The organism is Streptomyces albidus (ex Kaewkla and Franco 2022) (assembly GCF_013870515.1).
Classification (GTDB): domain Bacteria; phylum Actinomycetota; class Actinomycetes; order Streptomycetales; family Streptomycetaceae; genus Streptomyces; species Streptomyces albidus.
This window is the reverse complement of the sequence record NZ_JACBXA010000057.1, coordinates 1-26780: the sequence shown is the minus strand read 5'-3', so window position 1 is coordinate 26780 and position 26780 is coordinate 1. Positions and strand designations below refer to the sequence as shown.

General features: G+C 68.2%; 20 protein-coding genes, 2 tRNA genes and 1 pseudogene. 18 read left to right on the top strand and 5 right to left on the bottom strand.

Annotation, left to right across the window (positions count from 1 at the left end):
* Positions 1-1257 (bottom strand): GNAT family N-acetyltransferase (locus H5J26_RS12075; protein ID WP_181765802.1); only part of this gene is annotated, 1257 nt, incomplete at its 3' end.
* Between the two features lie 148 nt (positions 1258-1405).
* Here H5J26_RS12075 and H5J26_RS12070 point away from each other — a divergent pair.
* Positions 1406-2563: a PP2C family protein-serine/threonine phosphatase gene (locus tag H5J26_RS12070; RefSeq protein WP_181765801.1), complete on the top strand. Its 1158-nt coding sequence runs from the start codon at positions 1406-1408 to the stop codon at positions 2561-2563.
* Positions 2564-2796: 233 nt separating this feature from the next.
* Here the strand turns inward: H5J26_RS12070 and H5J26_RS12065 are convergent, their stop codons facing one another.
* Positions 2797-4062, bottom strand: coding sequence for an acyltransferase family protein (locus tag H5J26_RS12065; RefSeq protein ID WP_181765800.1), 1266 nt, complete (start codon positions 4060-4062; stop codon positions 2797-2799).
* 624 nt (positions 4063-4686) lie between these two features.
* On the opposite strand from H5J26_RS12065, the gene H5J26_RS12060 reads away from it, so the two are divergent.
* The gene (locus tag H5J26_RS12060; RefSeq protein WP_181765799.1) at positions 4687-4881 is read left to right on the top strand and encodes a hypothetical protein; all 195 of its coding nucleotides are present in this window, start codon (positions 4687-4689) and stop codon (positions 4879-4881) included.
* A 78-nt stretch (positions 4882-4959) separates the two neighbouring features.
* On the opposite strand, the gene H5J26_RS12055 is transcribed toward H5J26_RS12060, so the two are convergent.
* A tRNA-Gly gene (locus tag H5J26_RS12055) sits at positions 4960-5033 on the bottom strand.
* A gap of 152 nt (positions 5034-5185) precedes the next feature.
* Here H5J26_RS12055 and H5J26_RS12050 point away from each other — a divergent pair.
* From H5J26_RS12050 to clpX, 5 genes and pseudogenes are all read left to right on the top strand, one after another.
* Positions 5186-5262: transfer RNA gene (locus H5J26_RS12050), tRNA-Pro, on the top strand.
* A 109-nt stretch (positions 5263-5371) separates the two neighbouring features.
* On the top strand, positions 5372-6796 hold the full coding sequence (gene tig / locus H5J26_RS12045; protein ID WP_181765798.1) for a trigger factor: 1425 nt from the start codon (positions 5372-5374) through the stop codon (positions 6794-6796).
* 253 nt (positions 6797-7049) lie between these two features.
* Positions 7050-7652: an ATP-dependent Clp protease proteolytic subunit gene (locus H5J26_RS12040; protein ID WP_181765804.1), complete on the top strand. Its 603-nt coding sequence runs from the start codon at positions 7050-7052 to the stop codon at positions 7650-7652.
* 68 nt (positions 7653-7720) lie between these two features.
* Positions 7721-8410 (top strand): ATP-dependent Clp protease proteolytic subunit, encoded by a 690-nt coding sequence (locus tag H5J26_RS12035; protein ID WP_181765797.1) that lies wholly within the window; start codon positions 7721-7723, stop codon positions 8408-8410.
* Positions 8411-8562: 152 nt separating this feature from the next.
* Positions 8563-9847: pseudogene (clpX, locus tag H5J26_RS12030) on the top strand (ATP-dependent Clp protease ATP-binding subunit ClpX).
* A 94-nt stretch (positions 9848-9941) separates the two neighbouring features.
* Here the strand turns inward: clpX and H5J26_RS12025 are convergent.
* Positions 9942-10628 (bottom strand): hypothetical protein, encoded by a 687-nt coding sequence (locus H5J26_RS12025; protein ID WP_181765796.1) that lies wholly within the window; start codon positions 10626-10628, stop codon positions 9942-9944.
* Between the two features lie 92 nt (positions 10629-10720).
* Entirely contained in the window at positions 10721-11644 is a 924-nt protein-coding gene (locus tag H5J26_RS12020) for a hypothetical protein (protein WP_181765795.1), read from the bottom strand.
* Between the two features lie 155 nt (positions 11645-11799).
* Here H5J26_RS12020 and H5J26_RS12015 point away from each other — a divergent pair, with 155 nt between their 5' ends.
* The 11 genes from H5J26_RS12015 to H5J26_RS11965 all read left to right on the top strand — a co-directional run.
* Positions 11800-14442 (top strand): valine--tRNA ligase, encoded by a 2643-nt coding sequence (locus tag H5J26_RS12015; protein WP_181765794.1) that lies wholly within the window; start codon positions 11800-11802, stop codon positions 14440-14442.
* Positions 14443-14616: 174 nt separating this feature from the next.
* Positions 14617-16173 (top strand): bifunctional tetrahydrofolate synthase/dihydrofolate synthase, encoded by a 1557-nt coding sequence (gene folC / locus H5J26_RS12010; RefSeq protein ID WP_181765793.1) that lies wholly within the window; start codon positions 14617-14619, stop codon positions 16171-16173.
* A complete protein-coding gene (locus tag H5J26_RS12005; protein WP_181765792.1) occupies positions 16173-16523 on the top strand; it encodes a DUF4233 domain-containing protein in 351 nt (116 codons plus the stop codon). The genes folC and H5J26_RS12005 overlap by 1 nt, the downstream gene beginning before the upstream one ends.
* A 90-nt stretch (positions 16524-16613) precedes the next feature.
* A complete protein-coding gene (ndk, locus tag H5J26_RS12000; RefSeq protein WP_181765791.1) occupies positions 16614-17027 on the top strand; it encodes a nucleoside-diphosphate kinase in 414 nt (137 codons plus the stop codon).
* Positions 17028-17331: 304 nt separating this feature from the next.
* The gene (locus tag H5J26_RS11995; protein ID WP_181765803.1) at positions 17332-18351 is read left to right on the top strand and encodes a rod shape-determining protein; all 1020 of its coding nucleotides are present in this window, start codon (positions 17332-17334) and stop codon (positions 18349-18351) included.
* A 147-nt stretch (positions 18352-18498) separates the two neighbouring features.
* Positions 18499-19431: a rod shape-determining protein MreC gene (mreC, locus tag H5J26_RS11990; RefSeq protein ID WP_181765790.1), complete on the top strand. Its 933-nt coding sequence runs from the start codon at positions 18499-18501 to the stop codon at positions 19429-19431.
* Between the two features lie 3 nt (positions 19432-19434).
* Complete coding sequence (mreD, locus tag H5J26_RS11985) at positions 19435-20193, top strand: rod shape-determining protein MreD (protein WP_181765789.1); 759 nt, start codon at positions 19435-19437, stop codon at positions 20191-20193.
* Positions 20190-22352, top strand: a complete 2163-nt coding sequence (gene mrdA / locus H5J26_RS11980) for a penicillin-binding protein 2 (RefSeq protein WP_181765788.1) — start codon at positions 20190-20192, stop codon at positions 22350-22352. The genes mreD and mrdA overlap by 4 nt, the downstream gene beginning before the upstream one ends.
* Entirely contained in the window at positions 22349-23548 is a 1200-nt protein-coding gene (gene rodA / locus H5J26_RS11975; RefSeq protein WP_181765787.1) for a rod shape-determining protein RodA, read from the top strand. Before mrdA ends, rodA begins: the two co-directional genes overlap by 4 nt.
* 114 nt (positions 23549-23662) lie before the next feature.
* Positions 23663-25588 carry a TIGR03960 family B12-binding radical SAM protein gene (locus H5J26_RS11970; protein WP_181765786.1) on the top strand — a complete coding sequence of 642 codons (1926 nt, stop codon included), beginning with the start codon at positions 23663-23665 and terminating at the stop codon, positions 25586-25588.
* A gap of 74 nt (positions 25589-25662) precedes the next feature.
* A partial coding sequence (locus H5J26_RS11965; protein WP_181765785.1) for a hypothetical protein occupies positions 25663-26780 on the top strand: 1118 nt, incomplete at its 3' end.

Sequence of the window (26780 nt, the reverse complement as noted above, 5' to 3'; positions counted from 1 at the left end):
CGAACCGGCAGGGGCACATCTGGTGGATCTGGACGTGATGGACCCCCAGGAGGCACTCGAGGCACCCGACGCGGCGCTCAGCGACCCCTCCCTCAGCTCGTCCACCCGGCCCGCCTGCGACAGCACCCGCAGCGTCGTGCCACCGAGATAGGCCGCGCCCAACTCCCGTACGGACAGCGCCAGATCGGCGGCGTCCTGCGTGCGCTCGCACGTCGCGCCCCTGGCGTCCCCCGACAGCCGCCAACGCCCCGCGTTCCACGGGCAGAAGCCGTCCTCGACCTCGAGGACCACGTCGATGGGCGAGGAGTACGTACGGGCCTCGAGAGCCGCCCCGACATCGACCGGCCGCAGAAACAACGAGTCCCGCCAATGAGGCCTGCACCGGCGCACGTTGTCCCCGATCATGTGGAGCCAGGGGTCGTCCACAGGGCGGCCGCGGACCTTCAGCACCGGCATCAGGTCGATGCCGAAGAGATAGCGCCACAGAGCGCCGTACGAAGCCGTGTCGAGCGCCTCCAGGTCCCGCAGCAGCACGCTGCCACGGGCGACGTGGTGATCGTCCCAGTCGCTCTTGACCGCGTACCGGGCGTAGCCGCGCACCTCGCCGCTCTCGTCTTCCGCCAGCACACACGCGAGCGCTGTGGCGCCGTCCCGGTCCTCGGGCACGTCCAGCAGCGGGTAGCGCTCCCAGCCGGGGGCGCGTAGGAGCATTCCGGGGCGGGCGGTGACCCGGCGTGCGTAGACGGATTCGCACTCGTCACGCACGGAGTCGGCGTCGGCGGCCGTCCGCAGCCGTATCCCGTCCGAGGCGGGTGGGACCCGGAGGGTGACGTGCGTGGTGTCGATGTCGGCGTCGAGCTGACGGGTCGCCATGCCGTAGCCGAACCGGCCGTAGATGTGCGGTTCGGAAGCTGTGAGGATCGCCAACGGCTCGTTGCCGGCGGCCCGTACGTCCTCCAGCTGCCGGCGCATCATGGCGCGGAGGATCCCCCGCCGCCGGTGCGTGGCCGACACGTGGACCATCGACAGGGCGGCCGAGGGAACCGCGGCACCGCCCGGGACCGTCATCCGGAACGAGAGCGTGCTCGCGGAGCCGACGATCTGCTCGCCGTCCCAGGCGGCGATCGACCGCTCGAGCTCGGTCAGGCCCCGGTACAGCTCACGTTCGCCGGGCTCAACTTCCCCGAAAGCACGGAGAATTCCGTCGAACCAGCGGTCCCAATCGGGCTGACTCAGCACCCGCAGCTCTGTGGTCATGCGGCATCTCTAGCAGGGCTTTTGGCAAACGGCGAACGTATTTGCGTGTCGCTGACCGTCCGTGCACGTGCGTATGCACGGGCCGCTGTTCGTGCACGTCGTGAACGGAATCGACGCACTGGTCAAAGGGTCGCTAAGGTCCATCGGCATGGCGGTACGTCGTCCGAGCCTGAGACCCCCCAAGGCCCGGTTGCACAAGGCGCGCAGAGCGCTGCACCGGGCCCGCACAAGGCTGCGTCGCTCCGCCGTGGACTACTTCCGTGGCGGGGTCTCGGACTGGTTCGCCCTCAGCGCGCTTCTGCTCACCGTTCCGGCACTGACGACCTTCACCGTCCTGATGCCGATGTGGTGCGCCCCTGAGGCGCTGGTGATGCCGCTCATAGCGGGCGGACTGCTGCTGCGGCCCGCGAGCCTCCTGGCGCTGTACGCCTCCGCGGCCGTGGCCCTCATCGTGGAGTCGGCGATGCTCGGCCCGTACCAGGACGGAGCGGGAAGAGTCACACCCGGCACCATCCTGGTCGTCGCCACGGCCGGGTTGTCCGGCCTTCTCATCGCGCAGTTCCGCAGCCGGGTCGGAGTGCCCTGGCGGCGTGGCGGCACCATGCTCTTCGACCTCCGCGAGCGCATTCGCGTGCAGAGCAAGTTGCCCAAGCTGCCTCGTGGTTGGCACCGCGAGATGGCCCTTCGGCCGGCGGGCGGCCAGTCCTTCTCCGGCGACTTCGTCGTCGCCGCACGTACGGGCCCGGGCGAACGCACCCTCGAGGTGGTGCTGACGGACGTGTCGGGCAAGGGCATGGACGCCGGCTCCCGCGCACTGCTGCTCTCCGGCGCCTTCGGCGGCCTTCTGGGGTCGCTGCCCCCGCACGCCTTCCTGCCCGCCGCCAACGCTTACCTGCTGCGCCAGGACTGGGACGAGGGCTTCGCCACCTCCGTCCACCTCGTCCTGGACCTGGACAGCGGCGACTACGAGCTCTTCTCCGCCGGCCACGTCCCCGCCCTGCAGCGGGGCGCGGGCACGGGCAAGTGGGAGGAGAAGGCGGGCGACGGCCCGCTGCTGGGCGTCTACCAGGGCGCCCAGTTCGACCCCGTCAAGGGAACGCTGCACAACGGCGACGTGCTGATGCTCTTCACCGACGGCCTCGTGGAGACATCCGAACGGGACCTCTCCGACGGACTCGACAGGTTGACGGGCGAGGCCGACCGCCACGTCGCCTCCGGCTTCCAGGGCTCCGCCTGGCACCTCATCGAGACGGTGGCCCGTGACGTGAACGACGACCGGGCCCTGCTTCTCCTCTGCCGCGGCTGAGCACAGCCGGTCGAGGAGCCACCCGGCACGCTCCGAGGTCCCGTAGGGCCGCGAGCCCGAGCCTCCCCTCCTCGGAGCCCCGGCACCCGCTCGCAAGCCCCTGCGCGTACGGGCCCGGGACCGGCCCACCCCGCATGCGGACACGAGACCTCCGCGTCCGGACGCGAGACGGCCCGGGCAGGTAGCACCTGCCCGGGCCGGATGTCTGCGGCGCCCCTGGTCCGCCTCTGCGCCTACCTCGAGTGCCGGCCCCGCCCGCCGGACGAGGCGTACTCGGGCTTGTGCGACGCCTGGGACGAGGCGGTGGCGGGCTCCTGAGCGGCCGGAGCGGCCGGCTTCTGTCCCGGTGTGAGAGCGGAGCCCTTCTCGCGTGCCCGGGCCTGTGCGCCCGCGTCCCGCCTGAAGAACCACTCCATCTTCGGCTCCATGACGATCCGGAAGGCCTTCCGGATCGGCGAGGTGCACAGGACCGTCATCATCGCCGCCGCCAGCAGCGTGATGGCGACGCGGCTCACGGGGTGGTCCACCCACTCCATGTCGTACCACTCGAACTCACGCGAGATCTTGATCGGGTAGACGTGCAGCAGGTACGCGTAGAGCGTTCCGGCGCCCAGGGCGGTGAACCACATGTTGCGGCGCGGCACCAGGGCCAGGAACGCGGCCGTCAGCACCAGGCCGCAGCCGAAGACGGCGAGCGTCATCACACCGCCGACCCAGGCCGGGGCGCCCAGCTCCTGTGAGGCCTTGTCGTGCAGGAACCAGCCCTTGGACATCCTCGGCACCGCCCAGTAGGCGACCAGCAGCGCACCGGCGAACGCCGGCAGCGCCAGCATCCGGAACCTGCGCCGCGTGACGATCTGGAAGTGCTCGGGCCGCAGTTGGAGCCCCAGGACGAAGTACGGCAGGAAGGCCGCGACCCTCATCAGGTTGAGGTCGCTGTTGATGCTCGGGGTGACACCCGCGGCGATGGCGATCGCCAGCGCGACCGGCACCGGCCACCGCATGCTCTTCCAGATCGGCGTCGTCAGCCGCCACAGGAAGAGGGCCACGAGGAACCAGAGGGCGAAGCCCGGCTCCTGGAAGTGGAATTCGCGGTCGGGGTTGTCGCTCGCCCACCGCATGAAGAAGGTATAGACCGTCTGGAAGACGACATACGGGACGAGGACCCCGGTGATCAGTCGCTTGATCTGGCGGGGCTTGCCCTCGAAGCTGCGCGAGAGGTAGCCGGAGACGATGATGAACGCCGGCATGTGGAAGGCGTAGAGCACGAAGTAGAGCGCCCCGGCCATACGGCTGTCGTCGCGCAGGGGATCCCACACGTGCCCGATGGCGACGAGCACGATCGTGAGGTACTTGGCATTGTCGAGAAAGGGGTCCCGCTGCTCGGCTGGCTGCTTCTTGACCTTGGCCGGCGGCTCCGCGGACGCGTCAGGCGTCGCGGAGGGGGACTCCTGGCGGACCGGGGGGAGCGGTGCCCGCTCATAACCAGCGTGCAACATCTGCCGCACCTTAGTGCTCAAACCTATGAGTCGTAAATTCTTGTTGGGATTCCAACACGCCTACCCGGAAGAGATTTCGACACCCCTGGTCGGGGGCACTTTCCCCCCGAACCCCCACAACACCGGGGTGTTTCGCCCCGACATGTCCACTATGTCGAAGTACTCGACCATGACGGTACGGGGCTTGTTCGGTGTCGGCAGGGCGCTTCTCCCGACACCCGCTGTGAGCGAGTCCACAAGCCGGGCCGCATGACAGTCCACAAGACCATGTGAAGAACGGCTAATTCACACTGCGGAGTTGCAGGAGAGGGCACTTCTTTGCACATGTTGCATTATCCCAGCGCACCGCATTGCCCGGCGTGACGCGTCCCGAATTACCGTCCGTAATGCGATCCCGATCTCAGATGTGGATGTGTGATGGTGTGCCGAGCGCGTGTAGGTCGTGTACGCACGGGGGAGAACGGCAACGAACGGGCAGGGGAGCCCCGTGGCGGACGGGCCGATGGTTCGTCACTCAGCTCCACGCGCGCGCGACTTGGTGGCACGATGGTCCAAGGCGGGGGCGGTGGTGATGAAGGGCCCTTGGCCGGGTGAAGCGTTCCGACCGCGAGGGTGTGATCAGTTGTGGCCATTTCACTGTCTGTGGTGCTGCTCTTGGCAGTCATCCTGGTGGTGATGATCAGGGGTGGGTCGATGAAGGCCGGGCCCGCCGTCGTGGCGGTGCTCTTCGGCTTCTTCCTGGCCTCGACGGGCATGGCGCCGTCGATCAACCGGTTCATGAACTCGGTTGCGGACATGGTCAACCAGATCAACTTCTGAAGCGGCGCTTCCGAGCCGCGCACGTCAGACGCCGGAGGGCCCGGTTCCCCGCGGGGAACCGGGCCCTCCGGCGTCGTGTGGAGCGGGCGACGGGAATCGAACCCGCGTAGCTGGTTTGGAAGACCAGGGCTCTACCATTGAGCTACGCCCGCAAGGTGCCGCCTCATTCGCAGGGAACCCCTCGGCTCCCTTACGTCTGACGACGTGAATCCGCGTGAATCCGCTGACCGCCCGGCAGGGGCCGGGACGCCGTCGGAGCGGCACGGACTGCATCGTAGTGCATGTACTGTACGTGTCGCACCGACGGGGTGTGGCGCAGCTTGGTAGCGCGTCCGCTTTGGGAGCGGAAGGTCGTCGGTTCGAATCCGGCCACCCCGACCACGTACTATGCAAGGCGCGCGCGCCTGTTTCGTTCCCGGATCCCGAGTCCTGTACGGGGCGCCCCAGAAGAGTGTGAATTCCCCAGCAGTCAGCCCCAAGGAGACCGACCGTGAAGAGCGCCGTGGAGACCCTGAACCCCACCCGGGTTCGGCTCACAGTCGAGGTGCCCTTCGAGGAGCTCAAGGACAGCCTCGACGCGGCGTACAAGAAGATCAACCAGCAGGTCACCGTCCCCGGTTTCCGCAAGGGCAAGATCCCTGCCCGGGTGATCGACCAGCGGTTCGGTCGTGGTGCGGTGCTTGAGGAGGCCGTCAACGACGCGCTGCCGAAGCTGTACCAGTCCGCCGTCGAGGAAGGTGAGCTGAACCCCCTCGGCCAGCCCGAGGTCGACATCACCGACCTCAAGGACAACGAGCTCCTGGCGTTCACCGCCGAGGTCGACATCCGTCCCGAGATCGAGATCCCGGACTACACCGGCATCGAGGTCGAGGTCGAGGCCGCAGAGGTCTCCGACGAGGACGTGGACAAGGCCGTGGAGCAGCTGCGTGAGCGCTTCGCCTCCACCACGGTCGTCGAGCGCGCCGCCGCCGAGGGCGACGTCGTCAAGGTCGACCTCGAAGCCAAGGTCGACGGCGAGGTCCTGGAGGACGGCGTCGCCCAGGGCGTCGACTACACCATCGGCTCCGGCGAGCTGCTCGACGGCATCGACGACGCCGTCACGGGCCTCGAGGCCGGCGCCACCACCACCTTCACCTCCGAGCTCAAGGGTGGCTCCGCCGCCGGCCAGGAGGCCGAGGTCTCGGTGAAGGTGGAGACCGTCTCCGCCCGTGAACTGCCGTCCCTGGACGACGACTTCGCGCAGATGGCGAGCGAGTTCGACACCCTCGAGGAGCTCCGCGAGGACAGCCGCAAGCGCCTCGGCCAGCAGAAGAAGTACGAGCAGGCCACCGAGGCGCAGGAGAAGGTGCTCGACGCCCTCCTGGCCCTGGTCGACGTCCCCGTCCCGGACAAGCTGCTCGAAGAAGAGGTCAACACCCGCAAGCACAACCTGATCAACCACCAGCTCGGGCAGATGGGCCTGGACCTCGCGACGTACCTGCAGATGCAGGACAAGTCCGAGGAGGACTTCGACGCCGAGCTCAAGGAGCAGGCGGAGAAGGGCATTCGCACCCAGTTCGTCCTCGACGACCTGGTCAGCTCCGAGAAGCTCAACGTCAGCCAGGAAGAGCTGACGGAGCACCTGATGCGCCGTGCGCAGTCCTCCGGCATGAGCCCGGACCAGTTCGCCCAGGCCGTCGTCGAGGGCGGCCAGGTGCCGATGCTCGTCGGCGAGGTCGCCCGCGGCAAGGCCCTGGCGGCCGTCGTCGAGGCCGTCACCGTCAAGGACACCAACGGCGAGACCGTCGACCTCGACGACGAGGACGAGACCGCCGAGACCGTGGACGCCGAGACGGCCACGGAGCAGGCGGAGGAGACCCCCGCACAGGCGTCCGGTGAGGCCTCCGGGAAGGACCAGGAGAAGTCCGAGGGCTGACCCTCCCGGGCGCCTCGCGCGACACCGCCTCCTGCGGATTCCGCAGCACGCACGAGGGGCCACTCCGCATCCGTTGCGGGGTGGCCCCTCGCGTGCGAACAGGCCCACGGACCTGCGCTCACAGCGAACAGCTCCAGCTGCGGGATGGCGCCGCCGGTGCCGCGCGTTAGGGTCCCAAGTACACGAAGACCCCAGTGACGGCACGCCTTGCGCGACCGTCCGGACACGAGCAGGTGGACACGTGACGCTTCCGATGCCTTCCGCCGCCGCTGAGCACCTTGGTGGTGGCCTCGGCGACCAGGTCTACAACCGGCTGCTCAACGAGCGGATCATCTTCCTCGGCCAGCCCGTCGACGACGAGATCGCCAACCAGATCACCGCTCAGTTGCTGCTCCTTGCCGCCGACCCCGACAAGGACATCTTTCTCTACATCAACAGCCCGGGTGGATCGATCCAGGCAGGCATGGCGATCTACGACACCATGCAGTACATCAAGAACGACGTGGTCACCATCGCCATGGGCCTCGCCGCCTCGATGGGGCAGTTCCTGCTGAGCGCGGGCACGCCGGGCAAGCGCTTCGCGCTGCCGAACGCCGACATCCTGATCCACCAGCCCTCGGCCGGTCTGGCGGGCTCCGCCTCGGACATCAAGATCCACGCCGAGCAGCTGCTCCGCACGAAGAAGAAGATGGCGGACCTCTCGGCACAGCACACGGGCCAGACCGTGGAGCAGTGGACCCGTGACGCCGACCGCGACCGCTGGTTCTCGGCCGAAGAGGCCAAGGAATACGGCTTGATCGACGAGGTGTACGGCAGGGCGGCCCAGCTTCCGGGCGGCGGCGGTACGGGCGCGTGAGTCGCCCCGTACGACCGCAGGCTCAGCAGCCCCGACCGCACCCAGCCCATCACCAGGAGAAGGCTCCGATGACCAATCTTCCCGGATTCCCCGGCTCCAGCGGCCTCCTCGGCGCAGAGGGCCGGTACACGGGCCCCAGCCCCGAGTCCCGCTACATCGTTCCCCGCTTCGTCGAGCGCACCTCGCAGGGCGTCCGCGAGTACGACCCGTACGCGAAGCTCTTCGAAGAGCGGGTGATCTTCCTCGGCGTCCAGATCGACGACGCCTCGGCCAACGACATCATGGCGCAGCTGCTGTGCCTGGAGTCGATGGACCCGGACAGGGACATCTCCCTCTACATCAACTCGCCCGGCGGCTCCTTCACGGCGCTCACCGCCATCTACGACACGATGCAGTTCGTGAAGCCGGACATCCAGACGGTCTGCATGGGCCAGGCGGCCTCCGCCGCCGCCGTGCTGCTCGCGGCCGGCACCCCCGGCAAGCGGATGGCGCTGCCCAACGCCCGCATCCTGATCCACCAGCCCTACAGCGAGACGGGCCGGGGCCAGGTGTCCGACCTGGAGATCGCGGCGAACGAGATCCAGCGGATGCGTGTGCAGCTCGAGGAGATGCTCGCCAAGCACTCCACCAAGGAGATCGAGAAGATCCGCGACGACATCGAGCGCGACAAGATCCTCACCGCTGAGGAGTCGCTCGAGTACGGGCTGATCGACCAGATCGTCTCGACCCGCAAGTCGTCGGTCGGGATGGGTGTCTGACCCCGACGCATGTCACGTTCCCCCTTGGGCCTCCTTACCGAGTCCGCCCAAGGGGGGCCCAATTCGGCGGCTCGGCAAGGTACCGTCGTCAGAGCACGTACATCGGTTCCTCATCGTTGAGGGGCCGGTCCCAGGCGAAGGGGAAGCACCTCGTGGCACGCATCGGTGATGGCGGCGATCTGCTCAAGTGCTCGTTCTGCGGAAAGAGCCAGAAGCAGGTGAAGAAGCTGATCGCAGGCCCAGGCGTCTACATCTGCGACGAGTGCATCGACCTGTGCAACGAGATCATCGAGGAAGAGCTCGCCGAGTCCTCGGAGGTGCGCTGGGACGAGCTTCCCAAGCCCCGCGAGATCTCCGAATTCCTCGAGGGTTACGTGGTCGGCCAGGAGGCCGCCAAGAAGGCCCTGTCGGTAGCGGTCTACAACCACTACAAGCGGGTCCAGGCCGGTGAGAACGGCGGCGCCCAGGGCCGGGACGACGGCATCGAGTTGGCCAAGTCCAACATCCTGCTGCTCGGCCCCACCGGCTCCGGCAAGACGCTGCTCGCCCAGACTCTCGCCCGCATGCTCAACGTCCCCTTCGCCATCGCCGACGCCACGGCGCTGACCGAGGCGGGTTACGTCGGCGAGGACGTCGAGAACATCCTGCTCAAGCTGATCCAGGCCGCCGACTACGACGTCAAGAAGGCCGAGACCGGGATCATTTACATCGACGAGATCGACAAGGTCGCCCGCAAGAGCGAGAACCCGTCGATCACGCGTGACGTCTCCGGTGAGGGCGTCCAGCAGGCCCTGCTGAAGATCCTCGAGGGCACGACCGCTTCGGTGCCGCCGCAGGGCGGACGCAAGCACCCGCACCAGGAGTTCATCCAGATCGACACCACGAACGTGCTGTTCATCGTGGGCGGTGCGTTCGCCGGGCTGGAGAAGATCATCGAGTCCCGTGCGGGAGCGAAGGGCATCGGCTTCGGTGCGACCATCCGCTCCAAGCGCGAGATCCAGGACAGCAACCAGTTCGAGGACGTCATGCCGGAGGACTTGGTGAAGTTCGGGATGATCCCGGAGTTCATCGGCCGCCTCCCGGTCATGACCAGCGTCCACAACCTCGACCGTGAGGCGCTGCTGCAGATCCTGATCGAGCCGCGCAACGCGCTCGTCAAGCAGTACCAGCGCCTGTTCGAACTCGACGGCGTGGAGCTGGACTTCGACCGTCCCGCGCTGGAGGCCATCGCCGACCAGGCGATCCTCCGGGGGACGGGCGCGCGGTCTGCGCGCCATCATGGAAGAGGTCCTGCAGTCGGTGATGTACGAGGTGCCGTCACGCAAGGACGTGGAGCGCGTCGTGATCACCGAGGACGTCGTCCAGTCGAATGTGAACCCGACACTGGTGCCGCGGTCCCGCAACAGCGACCAGGAGCGGCACGAGAAGAGCGCGTAACAGCAGCCGCGTCAGCGGGAGTTGTACGAAGGAGGGGGTGCCGGCATCGTGCCGGCACCCCCTCCTCGCTGTTCCGTCAGCGACCGCGTCGGGATCAGTCGGTCTCGACCAGCGCGTCCTTGCGTGCCTTCGCGGCCACCTCGGCCGTCTTCTTCAGCTCGACCGGCTCCGTCGATGTGCCGTCCTTCGTGAGGATCATGGACGAGACGGTCCCGACGGTGCTGCCGTCTGCCCAACTGCACATCGCCAGACTCATGCTGGAGATCTTGTACTCCTGGCACTTGAGCACGTCGCCGTCGAAGCCGGAGGGCTTGAACGCCTTGAGCGCGCCCTTCTTCTTGGCACCGGTCTCGGTCTTCAGGGACTTGCCGGTCTGCTCGAAGACCCAGTCGACGGCCTTCTCCGGGTTCTCGACCGTGCCGTAGGCACCGCCGAGTTGCAGCTTCTTCGTCGGGCCGGCCTTGTACTCGGCGCTCACGTCCGCGTTCGTCTGCATGCCCGGGACCTTCTTGTCGTCGAAGGCCTTTCCGTTGCCCTTCTGGCCCTTTCCGTCCCGCTGGTACTCGCCGGCGACCGTCCGGGGCGTCGTCAGCTTGTACTTGCTCTCGCTGCCCGGGCCGAAGAGAAGGAAGCCGGCTATGACGGCACCCACGACCACGAGCGCGCCGACGACGACGGCGACGGTCCTGCGGCTGCCGCCGCTGCCGCCGTCCTGTGTGGGCGGCACCGCCGCGCCGGGCGTTCCCGCCTGTCCGTACGTGCCGGCCTGGTTGTCACTCATCGTGGGGGTCTCCTTCTTCGGACGAAGGGCGCCCGGCACGGTGTTGCCGGACGCCCGTTCCGCCTGCCCTGCGGACTCGTTGATCTGCTCGGTTACTTGATCTCGACTCGTGCGTCGTCGCGCAGCTTCGTGGAAAGCTCCGCGGTCTGATCGATCGTCATGCTCTTACCGGTCAGCACGGCGGCCGAATCCTGAGCCGACACCATCGCGACAGTGCTGTGATCCCCCCACATGCACAGCGGTGCCTCCAGCTGCGACGGCCCACCGGAAGCAGCAGCGCTTCCGAGCGAGACCTTGATCACCTGGCACTTCATCACCGCGTCGTCCCCGAGGCCGGCGGGCTCGACCTTCTCCGGGCTGCCGACGAGTTCGGCCTTGTTGCCCGAACTCTCCGTGTCCTTCTCGGAGTCCTCGGCCATCTTCGCGAAGGCGGCGTCCACCGTCGCCTCCGGGTTGTCCACATTCCCCCACACGCCCTGGAAATTGAGCTGCTTCACAGCGGTGCCGGTGCCGGCCTTGTACGAGCCGTGTTCACCCTCGGGGTTGTCGACGCCCGCATTCTCGAACTCGGAGATCTCCGACGGGGTCAGGTCGTCGGTGGTGGTGCCGGGCTCGGTGTTCTTCTGGTACTCGCTCGCGACCGTCTGCGGCGCCGTCAGCTTGTACTTCTTGCCGTCGCTCGCGACCGAACCGCCACCCCCGGGGGCGATGAGGAAGTAGCCGCCGATGACGGCGCCGACGACCACGAGCGCGCCCACGACGATGGCGATCGTCTTGCCGGTGTTGCCGCCGCTCTGCGGGGGCATCGGCATTCCGGGCTGGCCCGGCATCCCCGGCTGACCGTACGGGCCCGGCTGGCCGTAGGGCGCGGGCTGCCCGGGCTGCTGCGGGTAGCCGTAGCCGGGCTGCGCCGGTGCACCGCCCTGGGCGTACGGGTTCGGGCCTTGCGGCTGCTGTCCGTAGGGTCCGGGCTGTTGCGGCTGCTGTCCGTACGGGCCGGGCTGGTTGAAACTCATGACGGCGCTTCCCCTCCGTTGATTTGCGTCGCGGCGGCCATCGGCCGCGCAGACGCTTACGCGCTCCATACATCCTGGCGGACGCCACTGACGGCGGCTGCACCGGACCCCAAACCGATTCGAGACTGCGACATTGACGCCCTTACACTGCCGTCGTGACCGAGAACCCTCAGCAGCGCCCGGAATCCCACGGGCCGAACGCAGCAGCCCCAGCAGATCTGCCGACGCAGTACGCGCCGGCCGAGGTGGAAGGGGAGCTGTATGAGCGCTGGGTAGCGCGCGGTTACTTCGAGGCGGACTCCAAGAGCGACAAGCAGCCGTACACGATCGTCATCCCGCCACCGAACGTCACCGGGTCGCTTCACCTCGGCCACGCCTTCCAGCACACGCTGATGGACGCCCTCACGCGCCGTAAGCGCATGCAGGGCTACGAGTCGCTGTGGCTGCCGGGCATGGACCACGCGGGCATCGCCACGCAGAACAAGGTCGAGCAGCAGCTCGCCGAAGAGGGCAAGTCCCGCCAGGACTTGGGCCGTGAGGCCTTCGTCGAGCGCGTCTGGCAGTGGAAGGAGGAGTACGGCGGCAAGATCCTCGGCCAGATGCGCCGGCTCGGCGACGGCGTCGACTGGACGCGTGAGCGCTTCACGATGGACGAGGGCCTCTCCCGCGCCGTCCAGACCGTCTTCAAGAAGATGCACGACGACGGGCTGATCTACCGCGCCGAGCGGATCATCAACTGGTGCCCGCGCTGCCTGACCGCCATCTCCGACATCGAGGTCGAATACCAGGAGGACGACGGCGAGTTGGTCTCCATCCGCTACGGCGAAGGAGACGACTCCCTGGTCGTCGCGACCACCCGTGCGGAGACGATGCTCGGCGACACGGCCGTCGCCGTGCACCCCGACGACGAGCGGTACAGGCACCTGGTCGGCAAGCAGATCAAGCTGCCGCTCACGGACCGCACCATCCCGGTCGTCGCGGACGAGCACGTGGACCCGGAGTTCGGCTCCGGCGCCGTCAAGGTCACCCCCGCGCACGACCCGAACGACTTCGCCATCGGGCAGCGGCACGACCTCCCCGCGGTGACCGTCATGGACGAGCGCGGTGTGATCACCGCTCACGGCCCGTTCGAAGGCCTCGACCGCTTCGAGGCGCGCTCCTCGATCGTGGGCGCACTGCGCGAACAGGGCCGCATCACGGCCGAGAAGCGCCCGTACACGCACAGCGTCGGGCACTGCTCCCGCTGCAAGACCACCATCGAGCCGCGGCTGTCGATGCAGTGGTGGGTCAAGGTCGGCCCGCTGGCGCAGGCCGCAGGCGACGCCGTGCGCGACGGACGCGTGAAGATCCACCCCGCCGACATGTCCGCGCGGTACTTCGACTGGGTCGACAACATGCACGACTGGTGCATCTCGCGCCAGCTGTGGTGGGGCCACCGCATCCCCGTCTGGTACGGGCCGGACGGCGAGGTCCTGTGCCTCGGGCCGGACGAGGAGCCCCCGTCCGGTGAGGGCTGGACGCAGGATCCCGACGTCCTGGACACCTGGTTCTCCTCCGGCCTGTGGCCCTTCTCCACCCTCGGCTGGCCCGAACAGACCCACGATCTGGCGAAGTTCTACCCGACGGACGTCCTGCTGACGGGCCACGACATCATCTTCTTCTGGGTCGCCCGGATGATGATGTTCGGCCTCTACGCGATGGACGGGGTGGCCCCGTTCCACACCATCGCCCTGACCGGGCTGGTGCGCGACGCGCACGGCAAGAAGATGTCGAAGTCCTTCGGCAACGTCGTCGACCCGCTGGACTGGATGGAGGAGTACGGCTCCGACGCGCTCCGCTTCACCCTGGCCAACGGCGCCAACCCCGGTACGGACGTGCCGATCGGCGAGGACTGGGTCAAGGCGTCCCGCAACTTCGCCAACAAGATCTGGAACGCCACGCGCTTCGCGCTGATGAACGGCGCCACGGTCGAAGGCCCGTTGCCCGACGCCTCCGAGATGGCGGCCACCGACCGCTGGATCCTCTCCCGGCTCAACTCCGTCGTCGCCGAGGCCGACGGCTACTACGACGACTACCAGTTCGCCAAACTCTCCGACGCGCTCTACCACTTCGCGTGGGACGAGGTCTTCGACTGGTACGTCGAGCTGTCCAAGACCACGTTCGCCGCAGGCGGCCGGCCCGCCGAGGTCTCCCGCCGCGTCCTCGGTGAGGTGCTCGACGTCACGCTGCGCCTGCTGCACCCGGTGGTCCCGTTCGTCACGGAGTCCCTGTGGACGACGCTGACGGGCGGCGAGTCCGTCGTCGTCGCGCCCTGGCCTCTCGACTCCGGGTTCCGTGACGCCGAGGCGGAGCGGGAGATCGGCACGCTTCAGCAGGCGGTCACCGAGGTCCGCCGGTTCCGCGCAGACCAGGGCCTCCAGCCGGGGCAGCGGGTCCCGGCCCGACTGGCCCTGGAGGGCACGCAGTTGGGCGCCCACGAGGCGGCGATCCGGCAGCTCCTGCGGCTCCAGGCCGAGGGCGAGAACTTCCACGCCACCGCCTCGCTGCCGGTGGCGGGCGCCGTCGTCGAGCTGGACCTCTCCGGCGTCATCGACGTCGAAGCGGAACGCAAGCGCCTGACGAAGGACCTGGGCGCCGCGGAGAAGGAGCTGCGCCAGACCACGGCGAAGCTGGAGAACGACGGCTTCCTGGCGAAGGCCCCCGACCACGTGGTCGAGAAGATCCGTGACCGGCGCACGACAGCCGAGGCGGACATCGCCCGCATCCAGCGCCAGCTGGAGCAGCTCCCGGCGTCCTGAACGCCTGAGGCCCGGGGCGGCGCCGTTGAGGCGTCGCCCCGGGCGGCCACCCCATGCGCCGTCCCGGCACGCTCCCGAGCATGCTGCCGCGGGTGTCGTCCCTCCGGTTCTCGCCGGGTGAGGGCGGCGCCGGCCGCGGTCAGGACGCTGTCCGGCCGTACGTAGACTGGTCGCGTGAGTGACCAGCCCCAGCCCCCCGAGAACGGCCCCGGCGACGACCACGACCCGGAGACCCCCGACGAGTCGTCCGAGTTCGAGGAGATCATCGGAGCGGAGACCGACCGCGACCCCGATCTCGCCGTCATCGAGGCGGGCAGCCGCACCCTCCGCGCGCAGGCGGGTCCACCGGAGGCCGACGTGGTCCCCGGACGCCCGGAGGACCCGGAGACGGACCGCGCCCTGCGCGAGGTCGAGGCCGAACTGGCCACCCGCTGGCCCGAGACCAAGCTCGACCCCTCCGTGCAGCGCATCGCTGCGCTGATGGACGTCCTGGGCGAGCCGCAGCGCACGTACCCGTCCATCCACATCACCGGTACGAACGGCAAGACCAGCACCGCGCGGATGATCGAGGCCCTGCTGAGCGCCTTCGACCTGCGTACGGGCCGCTACACCTCTCCGCACGTCCAGTCGATCACCGAGCGGATCAGCGTGGACGGCGCCCCGCTCTCCGCCGAGCGCTTCATCGAGACCTACGAGGACGTGAAGCCGTTCGTCGACATGGTCGACACCCAGCAGTCGTACCGCCTGTCCTTCTTCGAGGTGCTGACCGGCATGGCCTACGCGGCCTTCGCCGACGCACCTGTGGACGTCGCCGTTGTCGAGGTCGGCATGGGCGGCACCTGGGACGCCACCAACGTCATCGACGCCGGCGTCTCCGTCATCACCCCCATCTCCCTCGACCACGTAGCGCGTCTCGGCGACACCCCGGAGAAGATCGCGGGGGAGAAGTCCGGGATCGTCAAGCAGGGCGCGACGGTCGTGCTCGCCCAGCAGCCGGTCGAGGCCGCGTCCGTGGTGCTGAAGCGCGCCGTCGAGGTGGACGCCACGGTGGCGCGTGAGGGCCTCGAGTTCGGCGTGGTCTCGCGGGAGGTCGCCGTCGGCGGGCAGCAGATCACGCTGCGCGGGCTGGGCGGCGAGTATCCGGAGCTCTTCCTGCCCATGCACGGTGCCCACATGGCGCACAACGCGGCCGTGGCACTGGCCGCGGTCGAGGCCTTCTTCGGCATCGGCGCCGAGGAGGGCAAGGGGCGCACGCTCGACGCCGAGATCGTCCGGCAGGCGTTCGCCTCGGTCTCCTCGCCGGGCCGTCTGGAGCTGGTGCGCACGAGCCCCACGGTCCTTCTCGACGCCGCGCACAACCCGGCGGGTGCCCGGGCCGCGGCGGAGGCGGTCGGCGAAGCGTTCACATTCAGCCACCTCGTGGGCGTGGTCGGCCCCAGCAGCGACAAGGACGTACGCGGCGTCCTCGAAGCCTTCGAGCCGATCTTCGCGGAGGTCGTGGTCACCCGTAACTCCACGCACCGCGCCATGGACGTCGACGCCGTGGCCGCCATCGCAGTCGAGGTCTTCGGCGAGGACCGCGTCCAGGTGGAGCCCCGGCTCGACAGCGCCCTGGAGGAGGCCATCACCCTCGCCGAGGGGGAGGGCGAGTACGCGGGAGCGGGCGTTCTGGTCACCGGATCGGTCATCACCGCGGGTGAGGCGAGGCTGCTGCTGGGGAGGGAGCGCTGATGCGCACGCTCTGTGCGAGCACGCTGCTGGGCGAGTTCTTCGTCATCGGCTTCGCCGGCCTCGTCGCCATGCGAACGAGCGACCTTCCCGCGGGCACGGTCTGGGCGGTGTGCGGTGCCGCGATGGTCCTGTGCCTGCTCCTGTGCGGCGCGCTGACACGTACGGGTGGCGTGCACCTGGGCTGGGCACTGCAACTGGCCCTTGTCGCATCGGGTTTCGTCGTGCCCGCCATGTTCTTCCTCGGTGCCTGCTTCGCCGCGCTGTGGTGGGCCTCCGTCCATTTCGGACGGAAGGTGGACGAGGCGAAGGCCGCACGTGCCCATCCCACGACCGAGCCTGACACTGCGTGACGGTGATCTTCGCCGTCCGTGTAGCCTCTGCTCACCCGCAATCCCCTGTACCGCACGTATGCCTTACCGCTTTTCAAGGGAGCCCCGACCATGAGCCAGCGCACTCTCGTCCTGTTCAAGCCCGACGCCGTTCGCCGCGGTCTGATCGGTGAGATCCTCGGCCGTATCGAGAGCAAGGCCGATTGGGCGGTCAAGGCGTTGGAGTTGCGCACTCTGGACCGGTCCACGCTGGAACAGCACTATGCCGAGCACGTCGGCAAGCCGTTCTATGCGCCGCTCGTGGAATTCATGGAGTCGGGGCCCTCGGTCGTACTGGTCGTCGAAGGCGAGCGCGTCATCGAGGGAGTGCGTGCACTGGCGGGACCGACCGACCCGATTGCCGCAGCACCGGGCTCCATTCGGGGGGACTTCGGCACGATTGTGCGGGAAAATCTGATTCACGCTTCGGACTCCGAAGAGTCCGCAGAGCGCGAGTTGAAGATTTTCTTCCCCGACTTCAGCTAGCCTCCTGCTGACGCAGCATCAGTCGCCAGGGCCCTGATGACCTGGGGCGACCGACATTTTTCGGTCGCCCTTCGGCATATGCGGGAGGGTTCGGGGGAACGCATCACCCCGACACGACGTCACTGATTACAGGGACGACGGCTGTTGCGCCGACAATGGCGGGACACCCTTGCTACGTGTTCGAGTGACCGCGTCTACGATGGAACCTCGCGTCTCCACAGTGTTATCGCGGACACCCTCTCCTGCCGTCCTCCCACACACATCGCTCCAGTTGGAAGGCCAGACGCATCCTATGGCGAACAACATGTCGTTCATCGGCCGTGATATGGCTGTCGACCTCGGGACCGCCAACACGCTGGTGTACGTCAGGGGTCGCGGGATCGTCCTCAACGAGCCGTCGGTCGTCGCCATCAACACCAACACCGGCGGAATTCTCGCCGTCGGTGCCGAGGCGAAGAAGATGATCGGCCGCACGCCCGGCAACATCGTCGCCGTGCGTCCGTTGAAGGACGGCGTCATCGCCGACTTCGAGATCACGGAGCGGATGCTCCGCTACTTCATCCTCAAGATCCACAAGAGGCGTTATCTCGCCCGTCCCCGCGTGGTCATCTGTGTTCCCTCCGGCATCACGGGGGTCGAGCGCCGCGCCGTGATCGAGGCGTCCACGCAGGCGGGCGCCCGTCAGGTGCACATCATCGAGGAGCCGATGGCCGCCGCGATCGGTTCCGGGCTCCCCGTGCATGAGGCCACCGGCAACATGGTGGTCGACATCGGCGGCGGCACCACCGAGGTCGCCGTGATCTCGCTCGGCGGCATCGTCACGGCCCAGTCGATCCGGGTCGCGGGCGACGAGTTGGACAACGCGATCATCCAGCACATCAAGAAGGAGTACAGCCTCCTGCTCGGCGAGCGCACCGCCGAGAGCATCAAGATCACGATCGGTTCCGCGCACGCCCTTGAGAAGGACGAGCACACGGAGATCCGCGGCCGTGACCTGGTCAGCGGCCTCCCCAAGACGGTCGTCATCTCGGCCGCCGAGGTCCGCAGGGCCATGGAGGAGCCGGTCAACGCGATCGTCGACGCGGTGAAGACCACCCTCGACAAGTGCCCGCCGGAGCTGTCCGGAGACGTCATGGACCGCGGCATCGTGCTCACCGGCGGTGGTGCACTGCTGCGCGGTCTCGACGAGCGGCTCCGCAGCGAGACGGGCATGCCGATCCACATCGCGGAGGACCCGCTGGATTCCGTGGCCCTGGGCTCCGGAAAGTGCGTGGAGGAGTTCGAAGCGCTTCAGCAGGTCCTCGACTCACAGCCGAGGCGATGAGCTGAACGAACGATCTGCCGTGCGGGCCCGCCGCAAGAACGACCACCGGTCCGCACGGCGGGTCGTCGCCTGTTCCGGAGTAGGGCACTTGCTCCGCTCCGGAGCATGAACGGTCCGACCGACTGAGGAAAGGCACGGCCGTCGCACGTGAGGGACACCCGAGAGAGCCGGCTCCTGCTCGTCCTTCTGATCGCCATCGCGTTCGCACTGATCACGGTGGACATCAGGAAGGGCGAGCAGTCCCCGATGGACAGCGCGCGGCAGGTCGCCGCGTCCGCCTTCGGGCCTGTGGAGAACGGGGTGTCGGCGGCCGTCGACCCCGTGGGGAACTCCATCGCCGCCGTCCGTGACTCCGGGGTGCGGCACAACCGCATAAGCCGTCTGGAGGCGGAGAACGCCCGTCTGCGCCAGGAGTTGGGCTCCGACGACCGTCACCGCGCCCGCTCCAAGGAGCTCGACAGGCTGCTGAAGACCGCCGGAGCCGGAGGGTACGGGCTCAAGGGCGCCCAGGTCATCGGCATCGGAGCCGCGCAGGGCTTCTCCTGGACGGTCACCATCGACGCCGGGACCAAGGACGGCCTCGCGCGCGACATGACCGTCATCAACGGCGACGGACTCGTCGGCCGCGTCACGACGGTCGGCTCCTCCACGGCGACCGTGCTGCTCGCCAACGACCCCGACTTCTCCGTGGGGACACGCATGGAGAAGAGCAGCGAGCTCGGCTTCGCCACGGGCCGCGGCGGCGACGCGATGACCGTCCAGCTTCTCAACGGCAAGTCCGATGTGAAGAAGGGCGACCGGATAGTGACTTTCGGCTCCCGGAACAACAAGCCTTTCGTGCCGGGCGTCCCGGTGGGCACCGTCACCAAGGTCGACAGGACCGGCGGCGACCTCACCCGGAGCGTCAGCGTGCGGCCCTTCGTCGGCTTCAGCAAGCTCGACATCGTCGGAGTGGTCGTCCAGCCGCCGCGCAAGGACCCTCGGGACGAGGTGCTGAAGTCCAAGAAGCCGCCCAAGCCCGCCCCCACGGTGACCGTCACCAAGACGCCGAGCCCCAGCGCTTCGGCACCCAGGAGCTGACCGATGCACCTCAACCGGATCCTGCTCTCGGCCGTCCTCGTCGTCGGTGCGCTCATCGTGCAGGTGAGCGTGCTCGCCAGGCTCCAACTGCCGGGCGCGGTCCCCGATCTGCTGCTGCTCGTCGTGCTGGCGCTCGCGATGGTCTACGGACACACCGCGGGCGCTCTCACCGGCTTCCTCGGCGGGCTCCTCGCCGACCTCGCACCGCCCGCGGAACACGCCGTGGGGCGCTACGCGCTCGTCCTCTGCCTGATCGGGTACGTCGCCGGGCTGACCAAGCCTGACAACGCACAGCACCGGTCGGCGACGGTGCCGATGCTCGTGGTCGCCAGCGCCGCGGTCGGTTCCACGCTGCTGTACGCGGGTGTGGGCACCCTCGTCGGCGACACCGCGGCCGGCCAGGTCGGCCTGCTTCCGCTGCTTGCGACCGCCACCGTCTACGACCTGTTGCTGGCGCCCTTCGTCGTCCCCATGATCATGTGGCTGGCACGCCGCACGGAGCGCGCTCCGATCACTTCCGACGCGTCCGGCGTCGGAAGTATGGGCCGGGGTGACAAAGGCGCCTACGGATGGCTCAGTTCGGGTACGGGCCTTCAAGTGGGTGGAGTCGGCAACGGCATCTTCGGCAAGGGGCGCGGCGGCACGGTGCGCAACGCCCGTAACGGGAAAGCCATCCGGATGGGTATCCAGCGGGGCAGCCTGCTGGACCGGCCGGGACGGAAGGGCAAGACAGGGAAGATCAAGGGGGTCAAGCGCCTGTGAGCAACCTTCCGGAGACCGGACGCAGCCACCGCGTGAACATCCGGCTCGTCGCCATCCAGATCCTCGTGATGTCGCTCCTGCTCACCCTCGGCGGACGCCTGTGGTATCTCCAGGTGCGCAACGGCGAGGAGTACCAGAAGGAAGCCGCCGGCAACCACGTGCAGCAGGTCGTCCAGCCCGCCACCCGCGGTGCCATCCTCGACGCGCGCGGCGTGCCCATCGCCGACAACGAGACGCGCCTGGTCGTCTCCGCCTCCCGCACCGAGCTGATGAAGATGGACGACAGCGGCAAGGCCGTGCTCACCCGGCTCGCCGCGATCCTGGACATGAGCCCCAAGACCGTTCAGGAGAAGGTCCGGCTGTGTGACGCGAAGACGCCGCAGCCGTGCTGGAACGGCTCGCCCTACCAGCCCATCCCGGTCACCGACGAGGCAACCACCCAGCAGGCGCTGCAGATCCGTGAACGCGCCGAGGACTTCCCCGGCATCACCGCCGAGCCCACGGCCGTACGCCGCTACCCGGCGCCCTACGGAGCCAACACCTCGCAGGTGCTCGGATACCTCTCGCCGGTCACCGACGAGGAGATCGAGAAGGCCAAGAACACCGACTCGCCCTTCCTCTCCTCCGACGAGATCGGCCGCTCCGGCCTGGAGCGCACCTACGACAGCATGCTGCGCGGAAGTTCGGGCGTGACCCGCTACGAGGTGGACAACCTCGGCCGGGTCATGGGGCGGGCCAAGAGCGACAAGGCCAAGCCCGGTTCGAGCCTCGTCACGAGCATCGATTCGCGCGTGCAGGCCGTCACCGAGCGGGAACTGCTCACGGCGATGAAGAACGCCCGCAAGGAGCACGACGACAACACCAACCGGAACTACAAGGCCGACGCGGGCGCGGCCGTCGTCATGGAGAACAAGACCGGCCGGGTCGTGGCCATGGCGTCCAACCCCGAGTACGACCCCAACTCCTGGGTCGGCGGCATCTCCGGCAAGCAGTACAAGCAGCTCACGGGCAAGAAGTCGAACTACCCGCTGCTCAACCGCTCCATCCAGGGCCTCTCGGCACCGGGTTCCGTCTTCAAGGTGATCTCGACCGCGGCCTCCGTGCGGGCGGGCAACGACTTCGGCGGCAACTACAACTGCTCGTCCTCGTACAACGTCGGCGGACAGACCTTCAAGAACTACGAGTCGGAGAGCCACGGCACCATCGACCTCGGCCGTGCGCTGGAGGTCTCCTGCGACACGGTCTTCTACGACCTCGCCTACAAGCAGTGGCTGAAGGACGGCGGCAACAAGCCGAAGAAGAAGGCCAAGGACTGGTTCTACAAGACCGCCCACGCGTTCGGCCTCGGTGACGAGACCGGAGTGGACCTTCCGAACGAGGTCACCGGCCGCGTGCCGGACCGCCAGTGGAAGAAGGACTACTGGGAGGCGAACAAGGACGCCTGGTGCAAGCAGGCCAAGGACCCCAAGTCCTACGCCGACAAGATCGCCAAGGAGAACTGCGTCTCCGGCATGAAGATGCGTGCCGGTGACAGCGTCAACTACTCCATCGGACAGGGCGACACGCTCGTCACGCCCATCCAGATGGCGACGATCTACTCCGCGATCGCCAACGGCGGCACGCTGCTCGACCCCACCCTGGGCAAGGCGACAATAAGCCCCGACGGCAAGGCCATGAAGGAGATCAAGCCCAAGCCGCACGGCAAGCTTCCGGTCGACAAGAAGACCTTGAAGAAGATGGACAGGGCGCTCGCCGGTGTGGCCGAACGCGGCACGGCAGCCTGGCGGTTCGGTGACGCCGGCTGGCCGCAGGACAAGATCAAGATGCACGCCAAGACGGGTACGGCCGAGGTCGCGGGCAAGCAGACCACCTCGTGGTTCACGACCTACACCAAGGACTACACGGTCGTCATGACGATCTCCCAGGGTGGTACGGGCTCCGGAGCCTCAGGTCCGGCCGTGCGCAACATCTACAACGCGATCTACGGCGTCGACTCCAAGGGCGACCTCGACAAGAACAGCGCGCTCCTGCAGAACCCGGAGAAGGACCTTCCGAGGGTCGACGGCCACGGCAACATCGAGGCCCGTCAGGACGAGGACTTCAAGAAGCGGGCGAAGCGTGCGTCCGCCGGCGCGCCCAACGCCGGAGCGACCGGATGAGCACGCACTCCTACTCCCTCAGCGGTTACGGGCCGCAGAAGCGTTCGGCGTGGGGCAGGCTCACCGCGCGCGATTCGGCGGTGTGGCGGCTGGACTGGGTGATGGTGCTGGCCGGGATGGGCCTGTCCGTCGTCGGTTCGCTGCTCGTGTGGTCCGCCACCCGCAACCGCACCGACCTCAACCAGGGCGACCCGTACTACTTCCTGACCCGGCACGTGACGAGCCTCCTCGTGGGGCTGCTTCTGATGGGCGTCACGGTGTGGATCGGGCACCGCAGGCTGCGCGGGGCGGTGCCGTTCCTGTACGGCGCCTCGGTGCTGCTGGGTCTCCTGGTGCTCACACCGCTGGGCGCGACCATCAACGGTCAGCGTGCCTGGCTGCACCTGGGCGGCGGATTCTCGCTCCAGCCCGCCGAGTTCATCAAGATGACGGTGATCCTCGGCATGGCGATGCTGCTGGCCGCCAAGGTCGACGCGGGTGACAGGGAGCATCCCGACCACCGCACCGTGCTACAGGCACTGGGCATGGCGGCACTGCCGATCGTGGTCATCATGCTGATGCCGGACCTCGGCTCCGTGATGGTCATGGTGATAATCGTCCTCGGCGTTCTGCTGGCCTCCGGTGCCTCCAACCGGTGGGTCGTCGGGCTGTGCGTCGCGGGTGCGAGCGGTGCCGTGCTGGTCTGGGCGCTCGGACTGCTCGACCAGTACCAGATCAACCGCTTCGCCGCCTTCGCCAACCCCGCGCTGGACCCGGCCGGGGTCGGCTACAACACCAACCAGGCGCGGATCGCGATCGGTTCGGGCGGCCTGGCAGGCAAGGGGCTCTTCAAGGGCTCGCAGACCACTGGGCAGTTCGTCCCCGAGCAGCAGACCGACTTCGTCTTCACCGTCGCCGGCGAGGAACTGGGCTTCCTGGGCGGCGCGTTGATCATCCTGCTGCTGGGCGTGGTGATCTGGCGCGCCTGCCGCATCGCGCGTGAGTCCACCGAGCTGTACAGCACGATCGTGGCCGCAGGTGTGATCGCGTGGTTCGCCTTCCAGTCCTTCGAGAACATCGGGATGACGCTCGGCATCATGCCGGTGGCGGGCCTGCCACTGCCGTTCGTGTCCTACGGCGGCACGTCCATGTTCGCGGTGTGGATCGCGTTGGGGCTGTTGCAGTCGATCAGAGTGCAGCGTCCCGTCTCGGCCTAGCCGGGGCGGGGCGACGGCGGCCGGCTCACGGCGGGCGTTCGGAGCGCATCCGCGCCCGCGTTACGCTGAATGGTCACCTGCCGTACGACAGCACCCCGATCCGAGGACACCCCCATGCCAGTCGAGTCGGTCTTCCCGCGCCTGGAGGCCCTCCTCCCGCACGTCCAGAAGCCCATCCAGTACGTCGGCGGGGAGCTCAACTCCACCGTCAAGGACTGGGACTCCTGCGATGTCCGCTGGGCGCTGATGTACCCGGACGCGTACGAGGTGGGGCTGCCCAACCAGGGTGTCATGATCCTCTACGAGGTCCTCAACGAGCGTGAGGGCGTCCTCGCGGAGCGCACGTACAGCGTCTGGCCGGACCTGGAGAAGCTGATGCGGGAGAACGACGTCCCGCAGTTCACGGTCGACGCGCACCGCCCCGTCGGCGAATTCGACGTGCTCGGCGTCTCCTTCTCGACCGAACTCGGCTACACCAACCTGCTCACGGCGCTCGACCTCGCCGGCATCCCGCTGGAGTCCGCCGACCGCGGCGACGAGCACCCCATCGTCATGGCGGGCGGCCACGCGGCCTTCAACCCGGAGCCCGTCGCCGACTTCCTCGACTGCGCCGTCGTCGGCGACGGCGAACAGGCCGTGCTGGAGGCCAGCGAGATCATCCGGGCCTGGAAGGACGAAGGCCGTCCGGGCGGCCGGGACGAACTGCTGCTGCGGCTGGCGAAGACGGGCGAGGTCTACGTCCCCAAGTTCTACGACGTGGAGTACCTGCCGGACGGACGGATCTCCCGCGTCGTGCCGAACCGCGCCGGAGTCCCGTGGCGCGTCTCGAAGCGCACCGTGATGGACCTCGACGAATGGCCGTACCCCAAGCAGCCGTTGGTGCCGCTGGCCGAGACCGTCCACGAGCGCATGTCGGTGGAGATCTTCCGCGGCTGCACGCGTGGCTGCCGCTTCTGCCAGGCCGGCATGATCACGCGGCCCGTGCGTGAGCGGTCCATCACCGGCATCGGCGACATGGTCGAGAAGGGTCTGAAGAGCACCGGCTTCGAGGAGGTCGGTCTGCTCTCGCTGTCCTCGGCGGACCACAGCGAGATCGGGGACGTGGCCAAGGGGCTGGCCGACCGCTACGAGGAAGACAAGATCGGCCTGTCCCTGCCGTCGACCCGTGTGGACGCCTTCAACATCGACCTCGCCAACGAGCTGACCCGCAACGGGCGTCGCTCCGGCCTGACCTTCGCGCCTGAGGGCGGGAGCGAGCGCATCCGCAAGGTCATCAACAAGATGGTCTCGGAGGAGGACCTGATCCGCACCGTCGCCACCGCCTACGGCAACGGCTGGCGGCAGGTGAAGCTCTACTTCATGTGCGGACTGCCCACCGAGACCGACGAGGACGTGCTGCAGATCGGCGACATGGCGGTCAACGTCATCGCGAAGGGCCGCGAGGTCGCCAAGTCCAACGACATCCGCTGCACCGTCTCCATCGGCGGGTTCGTACCCAAGCCGCACACCCCCTTCCAGTGGGCGCCGCAGCTGTCCGCCGAGGAGACGGACGCGCGGCTGACGAAGCTGCGCGAGAAGATCCGCGGCGACAAGAAGTACGGCCGCTCCATCGGCTTCCGGTACCACGACGGCAAGCCCGGCATCGTCGAGGGCCTGCTCTCCCGGGGGGACCGCCGCGTGGGTGCGGTGATCCGCGAGGTCTACGAGCGCGGCGGCCGGTTCGACGGCTGGCGTGAGTACTTCAGCTACCGGCTGTGGATGGACTCCGCCGAGAAGGCCCTTCCCGAATTCGGCGTCGACGTGGACTGGTACACCACGCGGGAGCGCACCTACGAGGAGGTCCTGCCCTGGGACCACCTGGACTCCGGTCTCGACAAGGACTGGCTGTGGGAGGACTGGCAGGACTCTCTCGACGAGAGGGAGGTCGAGGACTGCCGCTGGGACCCCTGCTTCGACTGTGGCGTCTGTCCTCAGATGGATACGGAGATCCAGATCGGGCCGACGGGGCAGAAGCTGCTGCCGCTCTCGGTCGTCAAGTAGCCGACGAGGTACGGCAGTTGGCTTTACCTCTGTGCGGGGTGAACCGGAAGCCCTGATGGGGCGTCCTTGGTGATGTGAGCCCTGACCGAGCAGCGGTATCGCTGGAGAAGCACGCCGAGGACGACTTTGCGCACGGCGCCGGACTCAGCCCTGCGGGCGGCGCCGAAGCGCCCGTCGAGGGCCGTCTCGCGATCGCGGTGCGAGTGCCCGTACGGATCGTGACGTTGCTGCTGATCTTGCCCGTACGGATGGTCTGGGACGCCCTGACCGTCTGCGGAAGACTGCTGAAGCGCGTCGTCTGGGTGCCGTTCGCACGTGCCATGAGCTGGCTGTGGCGAACGGTCCTCGCACCGGTGCTCTTCGCGCTTCTCGTCTGGCCGTGGCTCGCGCTGTGGCGGTATCTCCTCGCGCCCGTCGGCCGCGCGCTCTCCGCAGCGGCGAAGGGCGTCGGCGCGGCACTGGTCTGGCTCGGACGCACCCTCGTCCTCGCCCCGGCCACCTGGACCTACAGCCGGCTGCTCGCGCCGCTCGGGCACGGCCTGCTGGCCGTGCTGCGGGGCTTGGGCACAGGGCTCAAGTGGCTGGGACGGTACGCGCTGGTCGTGCCGGGCAGAGCAGTCCGGGCGGCGATTCTCCGGCTGGTGGACGTGCTGATCGTCCTGCCCGCCGCCGCTCTCCACCGCTACGTGCTCACGCCGTTGGGGCACGGCGTGGTGGCGTGTGTGCGGGGTGTCGGTGTGGGACTGGCGTGGTTGTGGCGGTACCTGGTGGTGGTGCCATGCGGCTTCGGGTACCGCTACGTGCTCACGCCGTTGGGGCACGGCGTGGTGGCGTGTGTGCGGGGTGTCGGTGCGGGGCTGGCGTGGTTGTGGCGCTACCTCGTGGTTGCGCCTTGCGGCTTCGTGTACCGATGGGTCCTCACCCCTGTCGGGCGGGGCATCGCCGTCGTCGCGAGGGAGATCGCGGACGCTCTCGGCCACGCGTGGCGCGTCGCCGGATACATCTCAAGGGCCGTCTTCCGCTTCCTCGGTGCGGTCTTGCGCTTCCTCTTCGCCGACCCGGCCGTGTGGGTCTGGCAGCACGTCGCCCGCCCCCTCGGGCGCGGACTACGCGACGCGCTGTGGCGCCCGGCTGCGCAGGCCATCAGGTCGAAGTTCACCGCCGCACCCAGGTGGGTCTCGGGGTCGAACGG